Annotated in this window: 12 protein-coding genes; 2 read left to right on the forward strand and 10 right to left on the reverse strand. The window is 34.7% G+C overall.

The features are described 5' to 3' along the window. The first annotated feature begins 162 nt into the window (after positions 1-162). Positions 163-1,221: a 3-isopropylmalate dehydrogenase gene (gene leuB / locus Q0910_RS14195; protein WP_299217845.1), complete on the forward strand. Its 1,059-nt coding sequence runs from the start codon at positions 163-165 to the stop codon at positions 1,219-1,221. 83 nt (positions 1,222-1,304) lie between these two features. Here the strand turns inward: leuB and Q0910_RS14200 are convergent, their stop codons facing one another. The 7 genes from Q0910_RS14200 to Q0910_RS14230 form a co-directional block, all read right to left on the reverse strand. Next, positions 1,305-1,487: a hypothetical protein gene (locus tag Q0910_RS14200; protein WP_299217848.1), complete on the reverse strand. Its 183-nt coding sequence runs from the start codon at positions 1,485-1,487 to the stop codon at positions 1,305-1,307. 567 nt (positions 1,488-2,054) lie between these two features. Continuing rightward, a complete protein-coding gene (locus Q0910_RS14205; protein ID WP_299217850.1) occupies positions 2,055-2,237 on the reverse strand; it encodes a CPXCG motif-containing cysteine-rich protein in 183 nt (60 codons plus the stop codon). Positions 2,238-2,314: 77 nt separating this feature from the next. Continuing rightward, positions 2,315-3,649, reverse strand: coding sequence for a TolC family protein (locus Q0910_RS14210; RefSeq protein ID WP_299218130.1), 1,335 nt, complete (start codon positions 3,647-3,649; stop codon positions 2,315-2,317). 31 nt (positions 3,650-3,680) lie between these two features. Next, the gene (locus Q0910_RS14215; RefSeq protein WP_299217851.1) at positions 3,681-6,893 is read right to left on the reverse strand and encodes an efflux RND transporter permease subunit; all 3,213 of its coding nucleotides are present in this window, start codon (positions 6,891-6,893) and stop codon (positions 3,681-3,683) included. Positions 6,894-6,895: 2 nt separating this feature from the next. Then, positions 6,896-8,062 carry an HlyD family efflux transporter periplasmic adaptor subunit gene (locus Q0910_RS14220; protein ID WP_299217853.1) on the reverse strand — a complete coding sequence of 389 codons (1,167 nt, stop codon included), beginning with the start codon at positions 8,060-8,062 and terminating at the stop codon, positions 6,896-6,898. Positions 8,063-8,227: 165 nt separating this feature from the next. Then, entirely contained in the window at positions 8,228-8,683 is a 456-nt protein-coding gene (locus Q0910_RS14225; RefSeq protein ID WP_299217856.1) for a MarR family winged helix-turn-helix transcriptional regulator, read from the reverse strand. A 226-nt stretch (positions 8,684-8,909) separates the two neighbouring features. Beyond that, complete coding sequence (locus Q0910_RS14230; RefSeq protein WP_299217858.1) at positions 8,910-10,826, reverse strand: ABC-F family ATP-binding cassette domain-containing protein; 1,917 nt, start codon at positions 10,824-10,826, stop codon at positions 8,910-8,912. A gap of 56 nt (positions 10,827-10,882) precedes the next feature. Here Q0910_RS14230 and Q0910_RS14235 point away from each other — a divergent pair, with 56 nt between their 5' ends. Continuing rightward, positions 10,883-11,257, forward strand: coding sequence for a DUF983 domain-containing protein (locus tag Q0910_RS14235; protein ID WP_299217860.1), 375 nt, complete (start codon positions 10,883-10,885; stop codon positions 11,255-11,257). Positions 11,258-11,260: 3 nt separating this feature from the next. On the opposite strand, the gene Q0910_RS14240 is transcribed toward Q0910_RS14235, so the two are convergent. From Q0910_RS14240 to gldM, 3 genes are all read right to left on the reverse strand, one after another. Next, positions 11,261-12,307, reverse strand: coding sequence for an FAD-dependent oxidoreductase (locus tag Q0910_RS14240; RefSeq protein ID WP_299217863.1), 1,047 nt, complete (start codon positions 12,305-12,307; stop codon positions 11,261-11,263). Between the two features lie 69 nt (positions 12,308-12,376). Next, entirely contained in the window at positions 12,377-13,267 is an 891-nt protein-coding gene (gene gldN, locus Q0910_RS14245; RefSeq protein WP_118460259.1) for a gliding motility protein GldN, read from the reverse strand. Between the two features lie 15 nt (positions 13,268-13,282). Continuing rightward, positions 13,283-14,830 carry a gliding motility protein GldM gene (gene gldM, locus Q0910_RS14250; protein ID WP_299217866.1) on the reverse strand — a complete coding sequence of 516 codons (1,548 nt, stop codon included), beginning with the start codon at positions 14,828-14,830 and terminating at the stop codon, positions 13,283-13,285. Positions 14,831-14,861: the final 31 nt, after the last annotated feature.

The raw sequence follows: 14,861 nt of genomic DNA on the forward strand, positions 1-14,861 counted from the left end.
GCTACTTAAAGAATCAATACATTTCGACTCCGCTCAATGTGACAGTATAACTATAAATAAAAGTATCAGTCTGAACCTGTCGAAGGCAATTTGAAATTAATTATCTATAAACTTCGACAAGCTCAGCTTGACAAAAAGTATAATAATTGAGAATAAATACATATGGAATTAAACATAGCACTACTAGCCGGAGACGGTATTGGACCAGAAGTTATAGATCAAGCCGTAAAAGTTTGCGATGCTGTTGCAAAAAAGTATGAGCATAAAATCAATTGGACATCAGCATTAACTGGAGCTGCTGCCATTGATGCCGTAGGAGAACCATACCCTGATGAAACTCACGAAATTTGTGTAAATGCAGATGCCGTATTATTTGGAGCAATCGGTCACCCTAGATTTGACAATGATCCGTCTGCAAAAGTTCGTCCGGAGCAAGGATTACTAAAAATGCGTCAGAAGTTAGGGTTATTTGCCAACGTAAGACCAACCTTTACTTTTCCTTCATTGATTGATAAATCTCCTTTAAAACGAGAACGAATCGAAGGAACTGATCTAGTATTTCTTCGTGAGTTAACTAGTGGAATTTACTTTGGAAAAAGAGGTAGAGAAGATAATGGAAACACGGCTTATGACACTTGTACATATACCAGAGAAGAAGTAAAACGTTTGGCTAAAAAAGGATTTGAAATGGCTATGACCCGTAGTAAAAAACTATGTTGTGTAGATAAAGCCAACGTATTAGAATCTTCTCGTCTATGGAGAGAAACTGTACAGGCTATGGAAAAAGACTATCCCGAAGTTGAAGTAAGTTATGAATTTGTGGATGCTGTAGCAATGCGATTGGTACAATGGCCTAATTCTTATGATGTTTTGATTACTGAGAATTTATTCGGAGATATTCTTACAGATGAAGCTTCTGTAATATCAGGATCAATGGGGTTAATGCCTTCTGCTTCTCTGGGAGAAAAGACAGCTTTGTTTGAGCCTATTCACGGATCCTATCCGCAAGCAGCAGGAAAAGATATTGCTAATCCATTGGCAACAGTATTATCTGCAGCAATGATGTTCGAAACTGCTTTTGGATTAAATGAGGAAGCACAAACCATCAGAAATGTAGTAGATAAATCTTTAAATGAAGGTATTGTTACCGAAGACTTAGCCGGAGAACAAAAAGCTTACAAAACCAGTGAGGTTGGAGATTGGTTGGTTAATAATATTTAAAATCTGTTTATAAACACTAATAGTACAAACCCTATAAGAAAGAATACTTTCTTATAGGGTTTTATACAATCATAACTTAATGATTATAAGGCAGAACAATGCTCTCCAGTTGTAATATATTCGCATAGATCATTAAGAGGTCCACTACATTTACAATACGATGGACAATAAACTCTGCATCCTATAGGAGAGCCAATTCCTCCATTGATTAATTTTTGCTCTGATTTGCTAATTGATTTACCGATTTTTAATATACTCTTGTTCATTTTTTTTGTTTTTATTATTAATGAATTGTGATACTATTATCACATTAAAAAGATATAAAAAACAGGGAATTATACCGTTAATTAAATAGCAATAGAATGTTATATCTATCATAAAAGAAAATGATTACTAATTTTTGAGACATTAAAACGAATGAATAGTTATATCAAATAGAATTTAAAATCGTCTAAAAAATAATTTGAATTATGGTACGTGTAGATGAATTATTAAATCAAAGCATAACCAGAGCTACGGTTTTATCTCACACTGAAACATGAGTGCATAAGAAACGAATTATTTATGCTATTTAAGTTTTAACTGGTATGCAGTCCTTGCTGGTACTGAGTTCCCATAAATCTCTATAACAGGTTCACTTACATTGATATTGTCGTGAATTAGTAAGGCCGATAAAACATTATAATTAAACTAGATCGGTAATAGTCGGTAAGGAATTTCTAAAGATTTTCTTCATTCTAATAAACATCTCTAAATCAAAAAACTTTCAGCGAATACTATTGGTACTAACTCCGCTATATAAATCTTATTCACACAAAAGTAAAAGCTATATTTTACTGCTCAATACTTAAGGCTTCAAAAGAAACTAGTTCATGATCTTCGAATCTTGGGTTTATCATAATAGGGTTACAACAAACCTCACAATCTTCTACATACTCCTGATTAGAAACTGAAACGTCTAATAACATGGATATCTCTTCCCAACAATATGGACATTGAAAAAAATGTTCAAACATTACATTAATCCTTATGAATTTATTCTAAAAAAACACTTCGACGAGCTCAATGCGACAGTTAAGTGTGACATTACGTATTATAACTCAATATTCAATAACTGACCTGTGAGTTGTAGCAATTGCAACTCAGCTAGCTTTGCATCGTATTTAGCCAATGTCTTATTAGTTTGCGCCTGTATAAGGTTAATTTGAGCTTGTCTAAATTCTATAGAGGTAATCTGACCAAGGTTAAACCGTTCTCTGGAACGCTCAAAATTGTTTTGGTTCGTCAGAACATTTTGCTGCTGTATCTCGTAAACTTTTAAGCGATTCTCATAATTCCCCAAGGCATTAGCGATATCTCTTTTTACCTGTTGTTCTACCTGAATTTTCGCTAATTCCTGATTGTCTAAAGCAATTTTAGCATTCTTAACTCTTGTGATAGTACCTCCACCATCAAAAAGGTTCCAGCTTAAACTCACGCCGGCTGCTAATGTATATGTATCTCCGATATTACCAGGAAAAAAAGCAGATGGCGGATTCCTGTTTTCATTCCAGCCATATGAACCCGTTAGACCTATAACTGGCAAATAACCTGACTTGCTAACTTTTAAGTCATAATCACTTATCCGAATGTTACTTTCATTTTGCAACAGCGTTACATTATTCTCAATAGATTTTTCTAAATAACTATCTATCTCTAACCTTGAAATAAAATTGACAATAGTATCTACTGTAAATTGTATTTCTAGTTCATTATCGACAATAATATTAAGATCTCGTTTCGTATTAATAAGCTGTTGCTTTGTATTTAATAAATTAATACTATCATTGGCTACATCTACTTCTGCATTTAATACATTCAGTTTTGTGTTTTGACCATATTCAAACTGATAGGTAGATCTAGTTACCCTTTCCTTAGAAATTCTAAGTGTCTCCTCAAGAACTTGTTCATTCTCCGTCAATCTAGCAACTTCATAGTATACAGAAAACAATTGTAGCAACGTATTCTCAATAGTTTCTCTAGCCTGCAATTCTGTCAAGTTGTATTGTTCTTTTAATCTTTTATAATTATAAAATCGCCCCAAACCATCAAACAGAGTATAGTTGAGATCAAGCGAAGCATTATATCTTTGTGTTTCAGCACCTAGAATCTCAATATCTGGTCGAGGTCGGGTAATAGAATCCATAGTACCTTCAACAGGTACTCTTATCGTTGCCCCTGGAAATGAAGTAGTAGAAGATGTCTCCTGATAATTTGCCCCTGCATTAGCTGCCAGTGTAGGCAAATATCCTGAGTTTAATACTCCTTTATTATTTTTAGCTGCCTCGATATTATTGGTGGCTATTAGAATTCCGTAGTTGTTTTCTAAAGTCAACCGAATAGCTTCTTGTTTTGTTAGCTTTTGGGCAAAAACGTTGCCGCCAGCCATAAACAAAAGCAAGATAAATCCTGCTATATATCTATGCTTGTAATTCATGTTCCTCTTTTTGTTCTTTTATAGCACGTTCTACTTCTTCTTTGGTAATTTTATTTCCTGTAGCCAACCACTTAGTTCCTACTTTTACCTTATTACTAAATGATAAAAATAGTGGTAATACTAACAAGGTGAGTACTGTTGCAAATCCAATTCCGTATGCTATAGAAATTGCCATAGGAATCAAGAATTTTGCCTGACGACTTTCTTCAAAAATTAATGGTGCCAATCCTGCAATAGTAGTTAAGGATGTTAGAAAAATTGCTCTAAAACGAGATTTTCCTGCTTCAAAAATAGCACTGTCAAATGTCATTCCAGCTCGTAAGTTACTATTAAACTTTCCTATGAGCACCAATCCATCGTTTACCATAATACCAATCAGCGCAATAATCCCTAATAACGATAATATATTAATAGGAAAACCGTGAACCCAATGTCCAAATGCAACTGCAGGAAGACTCAAAGGTATAAGAAGTAAAAGCAACAATGGTTGGCTATAACTTCTAAAAGTAAATGCAATCGTAATATAGATTAAAGCCAATGCAGTGAGGCCAACAGGGCCTAAAGACCCAAGAAATTTTCCAGCTTCTCGATTCTGACCTTCATATGAGGGTGTTACTGTAGGATACTTAGCAATAATCTCAGGCATAATTATCGTACGGATTTCTTCTAAAACATCTGTAGAACTTGTAGTCTCAGGATCTTTTAAATCTGCAGAAATCTGCACCTCTCTTCTTCCATCAAGGTGATTAACGGATACATCTCCTCGCTCAATTGAATAATCAACAATCTCACTGATCGGTATCCTTTCACCGGTTGAGGTAGAAATTCTCATATTATCGAGATCCAGAATCGAAGATCTATTTTCTCTATCATAACGCACCCAAACACGTATCTCATCCTGACCTCTTTGGAACCGTTGTGCCTGAACCCCAAAGAATCCTCCTCTTACCTGTGACATTACGTCTTGTAAATTAAGACCTAGTGCGTATGCATTTTCTTTTAGTTCCAGTCGAATCTCCTTTATCCCTGCAGGATCATTATCCGCGACATCCTTCAGCCTGGAATCATTTTCCAGAACTGTTTTAAATTCTGCTTTTGCCGCTTTTAATTCTTGAATATTGCTTCCTAATAATGAAACAGAAACTGGGCTTCCTCCAAAATTCCCACCAGACCCAAAAATTAATCGCTCAGTCCCAAAAACAGGACCTACTTTTTCTCGTATTCGGTTCGCAACCAATCCAGAGTTTACCTCATTTGGTCGTTCTTGTCCTGGTAACATATTAATACGTAAGGAAGCATTAGAAGATGAGTTTACACTTCTGATTACATTTTCGAATAACTGCTTTCCTTCATAATCTTCACCAACTAAAAATTCTTCACTTAGCTCTTTATTAACAAGCCATGCTTTTTCTTCTATCATAGAAATAATAGAATCGGTTATTTTTTCATTAGTCCCGTTAGGCATACCAAGGTCGATAGAAATGACATCACTAGCAATACGAGGAAAAAATGCAGTTCTCACAATTCCTCCACCAACACTTCCTACTGTAAGGATGAGTATCACTATAAATATGGAAAAAGTAAAAAGTTTATTCTTTAGTGAAAAACTAAGTGTAGGACTATACACATTATCGCGCAGCCATCTCATGATTTTATCTCCAAAAGTATTGACATAACGAAGCTTAGAAAACAACTTCCCTATCGCTGTTTTAGGTCTTTTATCCTCAGACTTCAAAGCTTTAGAATGCGCTAAATGGGCAGGAAGAATAATTAATGCTTCTATTAATGACACTCCAAGAGTAAGAATCACTATAACAGATACTTCTCCAAAAAAATCACCAATACGACCATCTAAAAACAAGAAGATTCCAAAAGCTATTATTGTAGTCAAAATTGCAGAGACTATTGGAGGAATCACCTCCATAGTTCCATCAATGGCAGCTTGAACAGGGCTTTTCCCTTTTTCATAATGCTGATAAATATTTTCGGCAATTACGATACCATCATCTACTAGAATCCCGATTACAATAATCATCCCAAAGAGCGATAGTACATTAATAGTTACATTAAAATATCCGGCTAATACAAACATACCTAAAAAGGCAATCGGTAACCCAAACGCTACCCAAAATGCCAAACGGGTATTTAGGAATAACGATAAGAATATAAGTACAAGTATCATCCCGATAATTGCATTTTCTGTAAGCAATTTGGTACGTTGTACTAAAGTAATGGAACGATCACTAATCACATTAAGCTGAACGTTATTATACTTCTGATTAAATTGCTCTATATATTCTTTGGCCTTCTCTGCCGAAGAAATCAGATCTTCGGTATTCGTACTCGTTATCTGAACATTAACAGAAAGGTTTCCATTAAAATAAGTGGCATTAGGCGATTCTGAGAAACGATCTCTAATTTCTGCAACATCTTTAAGTCTAATGGTACGCCCGGATGCATCTGCACGTATGATCAGGTTAGAAAGTTCATTTGCATAATATGATCTATTATTTGCACGAATAAGGTATTCTTCTGTATTGGTCTTTATAGTACCGCCTGTGGTCAATATATTAGCTTGGCTTACTGCTCGGGCCACTTCACTAAAACTAAGGCTGAAGGCTAGCAAATTATTTTCATTTACCGCGATTTCGATTTCTTCATCAGGATACCCACTAATCGTAATCTGAGAGATCCCATCTATTGCTCTGAGATCATTTTCAATCTGCCTAGCAATTTGTTTTAAAGTAACCAAAGGTATATCAGTTCCACTTATAGCAAAATCTATTGTAGGTCTAATTGCTTCTTGTTTAGAGGTTACGATAGGCTCCATTCCTGTAGGAAATGAAGGCACTCTATCCACCGCATTTTTAACTTCGAGCAACATAAAGTCAATATCTTTTCCTTTTTCGATTTCGACATTGATACTTCCACTATTTTCTCTGGAGGTTGAGGTTACACGCTCTACTCCTTCCAAACCTTTAAGGTTATCTTCTACCTTTAGTATAATACCTTCTTCGATCTCCAATGGAGAGGCACCAGGATAAACAACGCTTATATTGATATTTTTAGAATCTGTAAGTGGAAAAAAAGAGGATTTAAGAGAAAGTGCACCAAAAATCCCAAATGCTATAAAAGCAATGACAATTACATCTACAGCCACATGATATCTAATAAAATAAGAAATAATCTTACGCATAACTACTGTTTTGAATTAGCATTACTCACATTCCCATCAGCAGCTGATGACTTTCTTCCTTTACCTTGATATATTTTTACCAACATTCCGGCATACGCTCCAGGAACTGGTTTGTTAAGAATTACATCTCCATCTGGGATTCCTTTCAGAATGACTTTCTTATCAGAAAAATAAACAGGTTGTACATCAATCATATCCAAGATACTATCTCTAACTACAAAAATCCTATCTCCATCCTGAAGCAAATTACGATCAATTTCTATAGCGTTCTCGGCTTTTCTGGCATCCAGACTTGCCTCTAGGTACATTCCTTCTTTTAATGATGCATCTTTGACTTCAATAAAAGTAGTGATCGTTTGTGTAGCTTGATCTACCCTTCCGTTTATTCGGGTTACAATGCCTGTATATGTTTTGGATGTATTAAGATCTGAAAGCACTACAGATTCTCCTATCTTTAACAAATCTGAATATTCCTTTCCTATCGCTACTTCAATTTCATAGGCGCTTGTATCTATAAACTCTCCTAGTTTTTGCCCTTGACGAATCAGGGTTCCTTCTGTAACTAAAGCTTCTGTAAGAACTCCAGAAAATGGTGCAGAAATCCTATACTTGGACAAACGTTGTTCCAGGTTTTTTACATTATAATAAGTTGTGTAGATATTTCGACCTGTAATAAAATATTTTTCTTTTTCTGAATTAGTTTCAGGAAGTTCAGGTGTTACTTTATCAATATCGAAATTGGTAAGATAGTTTTGCCATTTATTATAGATCTCAGGATAATCCAGGCGTAAATCAGGCATTATAGAAGTAATCAAATTATATAAATTACTTTTAGCAGATTGTACAGAAGCATAATATTCTGAAGCATCAATTCTAATTAATGTTTGGCCTTTTTGATATTGCTGACCAGTTTTAAACAGTTTAGTCCCTCCACGAAACACTCCTTGAACTTCAGAAAATAACTCTAATCTTCTTTTTGCAGTTAAATTACCATTAGCAGTGATCTTAATCGGCACCGTACCATTTTTAATGGTATCTACGAAAACGGTTTTAATCACCTTTGCAGATCTTGGTTTAACTCTGGTTTTACTATCAATAAGCTTTTTTGCTCCAAATAAAGCTCCAGCAATAAGTAATAATCCAAGGATAGAAAGTATTACATTTCTCATACACAACAGTTTGTTTAAACTTTTAATCTAAAAAGCCACACAAAACTATCAACAACGAACGTGTGTTGCAGTTAAAGAACTCATAAAATAAACCCAACTCCTTAAACTAAAAAAGACACCTAAAATGATTAGGTGTCTTTTTTTAAAATATTTATGATTATTTTATTAATCTGCTATTTCAGCAATTTTATCTTTGATCTTTTTAAGTGTACTGATCAAGTTTTCAATTTCTTCATTGCTCAGACTTTCCTGTACTGCCGGAATGAGATCATACATAATCGGAGTTACTTTCTCGATCACTTCTTTTCCATAATCTGTAAGGAAAATTCTATTTACTCTTCTATCTTTCTCATCACTTTTTCTCACCACAAGATTTTTACTCTCCATTGTATTAACCAATCTGGTCATAGAAGTCTTATCTCTATGGGTAATAAAAGCCAAATCATTTTGCGGTTGTCCATCTTTCACCTTCAAACGCTTAAGAACACTCCATTGCTCTTTGGATAAATCCAACCCATTTTCACCAAAGGCTTTCTGAACTAAAAACCCAAAATCATAATGAATCTTTCCAATCCAAGATAGTGCGTGAGCATTTAAGTCGATGGCTTTTGTATCATTCATACATTGTATAATTTAATTTACAGGTACAAAAATATCTATAAATATTCAGTTGTACCTGAAACTAACGATAAAAATTATTCTCAAGTATACGATTTGTTTGATCTTAACATTTAGGTAACATACTCGAATTCAAGGATCTTTAAAAATACATACATTACAATACAAAAGTCTTAATTTACATCTCTATTTTTTGAATAATTTTCTAATATTACCTCTAAAACAAGAATTAAGATAATGTATCTATTTCTTCTTGTAAAGTTTCCCAATTTTCCATCAAAGAAGTTAATTTGTCTTTTTTTGCTTGGTACTTATCGAAAAAATCAGGTTCCGCAATAGTCTGATCGTAGTTGATTTCTAATTTTACATCTATATCCTTAATTTCTCTTTCGAGTTTATTGATCTTAGATTCCACATTACTCAACTTATTATTCAGAGATTTCAGTTTTTTCTGATTCTCGTAGGATTGCTTTGCTGTTTCTTTTGTATCAGAAGCAACTGTAGTCTGTTTATCCTTTTTTTCCAAATCGCGAAGATTATCAACGCGTCTCTGTTCTAAATAGAAGTCTATATCTCCAAGGTATTCTTTTATTTTTCTATCTTTAAATTCATAAACCGTATTCGTCAATCCTTGTAGAAAATCCCTATCGTGAGATACTAGAATTAATGTACCTTCAAAATTCTTTAGCGCCGTCTTTAGTACATTTTTTGATTTAATATCTAAGTGATTCGTTGGCTCATCCATGATCAACACATTAAAAGGTTGCAGAAGCAATTTACATAGCGCTAGACGATTTCGCTCTCCTCCAGAGAGTACTTTTACTTTTTTATCCACCTCTTCTCCTCTAAACAAGAAGGACCCCAACATATCGCGCACCCTGCTTCTTGTTTTCTCATTAGCAGCGTGAATCATCGTGTCATGCACTGTTAACTCACCATCCAGATATTCTGACTGATTCTGGGCAAAATAACCAATCTGTACATTATGCCCCAACTTAAGTTCACCGGAATAAGGTATTTCATTATGAATCATTTTTGCTAATGTTGACTTTCCTTGACCATTCTGACCCACAAAGGCAGTTTTAGAACCCCGTTCTACAAGTAAGTTGACATTCTTGAGAATTTCCTTATCCCCGTATTTCTTTCCGGTATTGATAGCTTCAACTATTACTTTTCCAGGTTGTACGCTTATAGGAAAGTTAATATTCATTACGGCGTTATCATCCTCATCAACCTCTATTCGATCAATCTTGTCCAATTTTTTGATTAGGGATTGTGCCATAGATGCTTTAGATGCTTTGGCTCTGAATTTTTCAATTAACTTTTCAGTTTGTTCAATTTGTTTGGATTGGTTCTTTTGTGTCGCCAGCTGCTGCTCACGTAATTCCTTACGCAGTACCAAGTATTTAGAATATGGTTTATTATAATCATAGATACGGCCTAAAGAAATTTCGATAGTCCTATTAGTGACATTATCGAGAAACATTTTATCGTGAGAAACAATAATAACCACTCCGGCATAGGTTTTTAAAAAACTCTCTAACCAAATAATAGATTCTATATCCAGGTGATTCGTCGGCTCATCAAGTAATAATACGTCGTTGTTTTGCAATAAAAGCTTTGCCAATTCGATTCGCATACGCCAACCTCCAGAAAAAGTGTCTGTCAAGTTATTAAAAACCTCTCTTTCGAATCCAAGTCCCTGTAATACTCTTTCTGCCTCTCCTTGATAATTATATCCCCCAAGAATCTCATAATGATGTGTGAGATCACTTAAATCAGTAATAAGTTGATTATAACCTTCACTTTCATAATCCGTACGCTCTGCCAGTTGCGCATTAATCTCATCAATCTCCCGCTCCGCTTTTTTGATTTCTACAAAAGCTTCATAAGCTTCTTCCAGTACCGTACGCCCTTGCACAAAATCAATATCCTGCTTTAAGAATCCAATTCTTACTTCTTTGTCCATGGCAATATGCCCAGAATCGGGCTCTTGCTCTCTAGATAAAATTTTAAGCATAGTGGACTTACCTGCTCCATTCTTTCCTACGAGTCCTACTCGATCTCCTGCACTTAACCTAAAGGCTATTTCTTCGAAAAGATATTCTCCTCCAAACGAAATTGACAAATTGTGTATGTTTAACATCAGCTTTTGAATATTTTGTGCAAAGATGGCTAATTTTGTGATAGAATAAAAGTACTATGAGCTTCTTAAAAGGAACTAAAATCTACAGCGTTTTTACAGGCACATGTCCTGTTTGTCAAAATGAAAGTATGTATAAGGAAACGAACCCATATAAATTGGGGAAAGTTTTTCAGATGCACGAACGTTGCAGTCATTGTAATACTAAATATAAGATAGAACCCTCCTTTTTTTATGGAGCTATGTATGTAAGCTATGGCGTAGGGATTGCTTTTGCAGTTGCAGCCTTTCTAATTGGAAACATTTTTCTGAAATTAGACCTATTAAATACCTTTTTTGTAATAGTTGGAACTCTGTTGGTGTTTTTTCCAATAATTCTTCGATTATCCAGAAACATCTGGATTAATATATTCATGCACTACAGGAAAAAGTAAAACCTATCGTAAATTTTCAAAACGTTTGATATCAATTTCCTTATCTAAAGATCCATCATTCTCAATGAAATCATAGAGTTTGTTTGCCACATAAGGGCCAATTAATATGCCTCTGCTTCCTAATCCATTGATAATATGCATGTTTTTATATTCAGGATGTGTTCCGATTAACGGTCTTCTGTCTCTAATAGTCGGTCTAATTCCAGCAACCTGATCAACTACTTCATAATCCACTTTTAGGAAACGTTCTAGCTTCATTTGTAGCTGCTCTCTTGCAGATGTAGTAATATCCGGTGTTTTATCCTGATTATTGTAAGTAGCTCCTACCTTATACAAATCGTCGCCCAGCGGAATAATAAATATAGATGATTTCACTGCCTCTTTCAGTTGCAAATCTTTGCATTTAATAATAATATACTCACCCTTATTCCCTTGCAATGGTAAATAATTAAAAAAAGGATTGTTTCTAACGCCAAAACCTTCAGCAAAAACAATATTCTTAGCCCTTAAGCCTTTATAATCTATAAAATCCGTTTCAATTGCTAATTCATTGTGTTCCAAAGATTCCTTTATTAGCGATTCTTTTTTTTCCAAATCTAAAACATATAGGGACAGCAACTTTTTAATATCAATTTTACCAGTGCCTTTAACCCTTCCATAATGAAAAGGAACATCCAATGCCTCATTTTCATTTCTGATTAACTCTGATGAAAGAAAAGTTTTTAAAACAGGCTTGTCACAAGCTTCGAACCATAAATTTTGCTCCTCAATATTATTGAATCTTCTCAAAACGGGAAGTTCAGACACTAAGGCTTCTCCAAGATTATCTTGTATATTTTTGTAAAAGGGTAGCGCTAGTTCCAACTGTTCTGAAGCAAGCCAAGCGGCTGTAAATCTCTTGAGTATTACAGGATTATACAATCCTCCTGCAACTCTGGAGGATTTCTGCGAATAATTTTCATAAACCATAAATGATTTATTATTATTCTTTAGTTTCTCTACAAAAGCTAATCCCGCTAATCCAAATCCAACGATTATATAATCTATCATAAATCAAAAATAACAAAACGCCCAACTTACTAGTTGGGCGTTTATATATTATATTAGAAACATCAGAGTTTAGTAACTCCACATATCCATTTCAAAGTTTCTGATACTCTCTTTAATTCTTTCGCTCTCAAGCAATTGCATCAAAGCATTGTCAATTATATAGTCATTAACTTCCCGGTCACCCTGAATGTTATCTTCTTTATATATGACAGAATTAAATCGTCTGGCATTAAGCACATGATCATACGTAAAAGGCATTGAGGTATTCTTCCTATTAAATGCTTTTGCGTTATGAAGTATTTCTCTAACATCGGGATACCAAACCCAGAATAATGGAACCATATCTGGCTCATCATCATTTATAAAGTTCACATCCGGTGCTACTGGAGCGATACCTAACAATCTGTATCTTAATTCTCCCTGACGCTTATCAAAGTACCAATATCCTCTGATTTTATACTCTGAAATATCAGCTGCACTAATAGTAGTAATCTCGATATATTGAGGATCTACAGTCTCACCTGCATTAAACTGCTCATACCCTAAATCTAAAGTGTCTATTTTGGATAAAGTACCATCAAGATCACCTAAAGTACGTGTTTCTGTAAAATATGAATCTGCGTAAATCTTTTGGATTTTGCCGTTCTTAACATTGGATAACAAAACATCATATAATGCACGTCTATCTGCTCCTATATTAACAGTATCAATTGGATAATACAATGGAAAATTAATCCGCTCATCAAGATCAATCGTCTCCCACGTAGTTTTCGCCCAAAGTACATCACGCTTGTCAACATAACCATACTCTAACGGAAGGTCATTATCGGCTTGGATCTGTTCGATCGTTTTCTTTCCGATATCTTCTGGACTATCAGCGTTCAAAATGTTAGCCTGACCAAACGAAAACAAGGTCACGAATAGGCTAAAAACGGTTAATAACAAATTTCTCAAATTCATAATCATTAGTTTATTTTAGTTCGTTAACTCAACGATAACCGGAGATATTTTCTTTAATTTATATCCAGCATTGGTTGTTAACTGTGCTTTAATGTCTATAACCTGAACAGAAGATCCGCGTTTTGCTTTTCTAAGAGCAGATTGCGCTCTAGAATCTAATCTTCCTCCTCTAACATTAATAGTTGGTTGACCTTCTACCTTAAACTTAAAGCCAGTTACTTTTAATTTAATATCAAAATCAAAGTCCGGAAGTATTGCTCCTATAGAAGCTTTTTGTAATCCACTTTTAGACATTTTTATACTACCATCTTCACCTCTTACAGTACCGACTGGTCTAGGGATATCTTTTATTCTGAATTTCTTGGTATCACTTACTGAAGAACCATTTGGTAATTTACCACTAACTTTAATATTTACCTCTCTAGCTTTTACTGTAGTAACATTCATCATATATTTACCAGCACCACCTCTTTTCTTAAGACCCGGAGCACTTGCATTTACAGAAGGAACACCTGGAATAGAAATCGTCATTGGGTTCTGTACTCCACGATACACCACATTCATCTTATCAGCAGAAATTACTGCAGAATTTGGTTTTGGAATTACTGCATAAGAACTTTTAATTGGAATAGTTACAGTAGAATCACCCTCTTTGAATTGAAGTTCTCCTTTTACTTCTCTTTCACCAACATTACCTGCAGGGAAATCCAACATTATTTGTCCATTAGTTACTTCTGTCTGTTCTTTACCATTAACGGTAACCTTAGTAGGCTTCAAGGTAGCATCAAAACGACCTAATACAATACGCCCCTTAAACTTCTCTCCACTAAAGAAAGCTGTCTTGTCCGGAACAACTATTGCCTCATAGTTACTAAACGAAAGTTCTGAAGCTTGCTGACCTGCTAACAAAGCCGATAACACTTTACTTTCTGTCGTCTTAACATCAGCTTGCATTTGAGTTAGCTTAGTAAGAGAAGCTACTAAAGGAAAACCTTCGAAATTATATTTTAACCAATTCTTTTTTACGCCTTCACTATCTTCAACATCATTCGTGCTAAATGTTTTGTCTACATCATCCGCTACAGCCGGCTCCACCTCTTTAACAGTACGAATAGCAGCTGAAACTCCATCTCGATATTTAGACACATTATCCATAAATGCTTTAGCATCACCAGACAAAACTCCTCCTTTAAAGAATTTTTCATCTAGCTCGTCTCCTTTATCCATTGATTCATAATCCGTAGGATCATCCTTTCCTTCTAAAAGGCCACTTTTTATAGATTCCAAATAATCATTAAACTCATTAGATAAAGCACTTATTTGATCAGCTTTTTCCTTAAGCGGTGTATATTTCTCTGGTTGTTCTGAAACTTTATCCGCTAAACCAGCCATAAAAGCCGCATTACGCTCTGTAGAGATTGTATTAGAAGCAGTTAACTTTTCGTTCATTAGACCAAAAGCCGATAATACTTCTTTTGACATATTTAATGCCATCATTGCTATAAATACCAAGTACATAAGATTGATCATCTTCTGCCTTGGTGATAATTTTCCTCCTGCCATGTTTCTATATTTTGGTAGTTATTTTTTAATT

This window comes from uncultured Aquimarina sp. (assembly GCF_947495315.1).
Lineage (GTDB): Bacteria > Bacteroidota > Bacteroidia > Flavobacteriales > Flavobacteriaceae > Aquimarina.

Bases quoted from the DNA above. Each gene is read 5' to 3' on its own strand.
- Q0910_RS14225 (WP_299217856.1), bottom strand. From the start codon at position 8,683: ATGAATGATACAAAAGCCATCGACTTAAATGCTCACGCACTATCTTGG.
- leuB (WP_299217845.1), top strand. From the start codon at position 163: ATGGAATTAAACATAGCACTACTAGCCGGAGACGGTATTGGACCAGAA.
- Q0910_RS14220 (WP_299217853.1), bottom strand. From the start codon at position 8,062: ATGAGAAATGTAATACTTTCTATCCTTGGATTATTACTTATTGCTGGA.
- Q0910_RS14240 (WP_299217863.1), bottom strand. From the start codon at position 12,307: ATGATAGATTATATAATCGTTGGATTTGGATTAGCGGGATTAGCTTTT.
- Q0910_RS14215 (WP_299217851.1), bottom strand. From the start codon at position 6,893: ATGCGTAAGATTATTTCTTATTTTATTAGATATCATGTGGCTGTAGAT.
- Q0910_RS14210 (WP_299218130.1), bottom strand. From the start codon at position 3,649: ATGGCTGGCGGCAACGTTTTTGCCCAAAAGCTAACAAAACAAGAAGCT.
- Q0910_RS14230 (WP_299217858.1), bottom strand. From the start codon at position 10,826: ATGTTAAACATACACAATTTGTCAATTTCGTTTGGAGGAGAATATCTT.
- gldN (WP_118460259.1), bottom strand. From the start codon at position 13,267: ATGAATTTGAGAAATTTGTTATTAACCGTTTTTAGCCTATTCGTGACC.
- Q0910_RS14200 (WP_299217848.1), bottom strand. From the start codon at position 1,487: ATGAACAAGAGTATATTAAAAATCGGTAAATCAATTAGCAAATCAGAG.
- Q0910_RS14235 (WP_299217860.1), top strand. From the start codon at position 10,883: ATGAGCTTCTTAAAAGGAACTAAAATCTACAGCGTTTTTACAGGCACA.
- gldM (WP_299217866.1), bottom strand. From the start codon at position 14,830: ATGGCAGGAGGAAAATTATCACCAAGGCAGAAGATGATCAATCTTATG.
- Q0910_RS14205 (WP_299217850.1), bottom strand. From the start codon at position 2,237: ATGTTTGAACATTTTTTTCAATGTCCATATTGTTGGGAAGAGATATCC.